Source organism: Mesorhizobium sp. LHD-90 (assembly GCF_030929505.1).
Taxonomy (GTDB): Bacteria; Pseudomonadota; Alphaproteobacteria; order Rhizobiales; family Rhizobiaceae; genus Kumtagia.
The window spans coordinates 1-3184 of the sequence record NZ_JAVFVV010000051.1; the positions used below are offsets into that span (position 1 = coordinate 1).

Sequence of the window (3184 nt, forward strand, 5' to 3'; positions counted from 1 at the left end):
TGGGGTCGGAACAAGATTTGCTTTCCCAGACACGCTAAGGTCGAACGAAGCACGAACATCTGTTTGTCCCCTGGATAAGATTACCAACTCGATTGCGATCGATCTTGCAGCGACCATAAGCTCGGCTCCTTCGTAGCGAGGAGCGAACGAATGGGCCGAAGAAGGCTGGTCAATGCGGCAGAGGCAAAGGTTCTTTTTGGCCTCCCGGCTGACGAGGATAGTCTGCTCCGGCACTACACTCTCGATCCAATTGACCGGTTGGAATGTGAGGTGCGTCGCCGCCCGCATAATAAACTGGGCTTCGCCGTCCAGCTTTGCGTCATGCGTCATACTGGCCGTCTCTTGGGAGAAGACGAGCAGCCTCATGCGACGGTCATCCGCTACTTGGCCGACCAGCTCGGAGTAGACTCGCAGGATTACGCCATCTACGCGCGTCGAGTGCAGACACGTTTCGAGCACAGCCGCTTCCTGACCGAACATCTCAGCCTACACATAGCCAACAAGAACGACCGGCGTGCAGCACTTCTGGCTGCTATCGACGCAGCGGCTGCCGGGGACAAGGGGTACCCGATCGTCACCGCGGTGATATCTGCGTTTCGGCAGCGCGGGGCACTACTCCCTTCTCAGGCGGCGATCGAGACGATCGGATTGGCCGGTCGCGCCATCGCACGCCGACGCGCAGAAATCACACTTCTCGAAGATATCGCCGCCGAGAAGTTGGAAGCGCTCGACGCTCTGCTCCACGTCGATCCAGCTATTGGTCAAACGCGATTCCATTGGCTGCGATCAGCGCCGGACGCGCCCGGTGCTTCGAACCTAATTGGACTGACCGAACGGATTGCCTTCCTGCATACGCTCGAAATCGATCCTCAATTGCAGGCGCGTATTTCATCTGGACGCTGGGATCAGATCATTCGAGAAGGTGACGCCACTCCTGCGTGGCTCGCCACAGATTTCGGCGCAAATCGCCGGCGTGCGACGATCGTGGCTCAGGTCATCAAATTCGGTCAGAAACTCACCGACGATGCCGTAACGATGTTCATCAAGCTGATTGGGCGGCTGTTCTCACAAGCCAACAATCGCAAGAAACAGCGTCACATGGACGCTCGGCCGGAGACTTCAAAGATACTGCGAATGTTCCTCGATACGATATCCGCCCTCCAGGCGGCGAATGACAATGGCGGCGATGCGATCGAGACGCTCGACCGCGAAATTGGCTGGACACGACTGCTTCGGATGAAGCCCGAGCTGGCCGCTATGGTCGAAGACAACGAGACTTCACCTCTGGCTTTAGCAGCCGAGCAGTATGCGACCGTCCACAAATATGCGGGTGCGTTCCTGCAGGCATTCACGTTCCGCTCGGCCCGCCGACACGATCCACTTCTTGCGGCGGTCAGTGTGCTGAGACGCCTCTACTCGGAGAGGCGCCGGACACTCCCGGAGCGCGCCCCGATCACGCACCTCAGCCAAGCCGATCGGAAACTCATCTTCGGACAGGAAAAGCCAGACCGCCGTCTTTATGAAATTGCAACACTCGCCGCGTTGCGAGACAGGCTTCGTTCGGCCGATGTCTGGGTCGACGGCAGCCGATCGTTCCGCCCGATCGATGAGCACCTCATGCCTCGACCAACCTTCACTGCGATGAAGGAAGAAGACCGACTTGGCCTTGGCGTGCAAGCTGACGGAGCGGCCTGGTTGGCTGAAGCTCGCCAACTGCTGGACTTCAACCTCAAACGCCTTGCCCATAGGGCACGAGTTCGAAAGCTTGAAGGCGTTCGCCTCGAGGCCGGGACGCTGATTGTCACGCCAACCGCCGGCGATGTTCCCGTGGCCGTCGAGGAATTGAACGCCGAGATCTCCGAGTTCTATCCGCTGGTTGAGGTACCGGACCTCTTGAGGGAAGTGCACCAATGGACCGGGTTCGCCGACCAGTTCACCCACGTCCGAACTGGAGATGCACCCCGCAACGTATCCGCAATGCTGGCCGGAGTATTGGCCGATGCGACCAACCTCGGCCCGAAGCGTATGGCCAGCGCGTCCAAGGGCATCAGCGCCCATCAGATCGGCTGGATGCGCACATTCCACGCTCGCTCAGAGACATACCGTGCTGCACAAGCATGCGTTACCGACGTGCACACCCGACACCCGCATTCCCGTCTGTGGGGTGATGGAACGACCTCGTCATCCGACGGGCAGTTCTTTCGCGCCAGCGACAGAGCGGCAAAGCGTGGCGACATCAACCTGCATTACGGAAGCGAACCGGGTTCGAAGTTCTACAGCCATCTGTCCGATCAGTACGGCTACTTCAGCATCCTGCCCATTAGTCCGACCGAAAGCGAGGCGGCCTATGTACTCGACGGCCTTTTCGATCAAGACACGGCCCTCGACATACAGGAGCACTTCACCGACACAGGCGGCGCCAGCGATCACGTCTTTGGCCTATTCGCCCTGATTGGCAAACGGTTTGCGCCTCGGCTACGCAATCTGAAAGATCGCAAGTTCCACACATTCGAGAAGGGCGATGCCTATCCGGCGCTATCGAACCACATCGGCGCGCCGATCAACACCACCCTGATCCTCGACCATTGGGATGATCTGCTCCACCTAGCAGCGTCGATCTCCACCCGAGCAGTTGTGCCATCTACAATCCTGAAGAAGTTGTCGGCGTCACCGAAGGAAAGCCAACTCGCAAGGGCTCTGCGGGAACTGGGCCGCATCGAGCGCTCGCTGTTCATGATCGAATGGTACTCGAGCCCAGCATTGCGTCGGCGGTGTCAGGCCGGTCTCAACAAGGGCGAGGCCGCCCACAAGCTCAAGCGAGCGGTATTCTTCCACGAGCGAGGCGAAATCCGCGATCGGTCGTTCGAAAGTCAGGCCTTTCGTGCCTCCGGCCTCAATCTCGTCGTCAGCGCGATCGTGCACTGGAATACAGTTTATCTCGACCGCGCGGTCGCGCATCTGAAACAGGCGGGCAGAACCGTCCCCGACATGTTGCTGAAGCACATATCGCCGCTCAGTTGGGAACACATCAACCTTACAGGCATCTACACCTGGGATACCGAGCATCAAATGCCCGAAGGCTTCCGGTCGCTCAGGCTGCCAGCGCGCCGCCTTCGCGCCGCCTGATGTTCATGCTTCGTTCGGGCTTAGCGTGTCTGGGAAAGCAGATCTTGTTCCGACCCCA

General features: G+C 59.1%; 1 protein-coding gene. It reads left to right on the top strand.

Annotated elements, in window-relative coordinates; genetic code table 11:
* Positions 1-150 precede the first annotated feature (150 nt).
* The gene (locus RB623_RS30220; RefSeq protein ID WP_308060974.1) at positions 151-3126 is read left to right on the top strand and encodes a Tn3 family transposase; all 2976 of its coding nucleotides are present in this window, start codon (positions 151-153) and stop codon (positions 3124-3126) included.
* Positions 3127-3184: the final 58 nt, after the last annotated feature.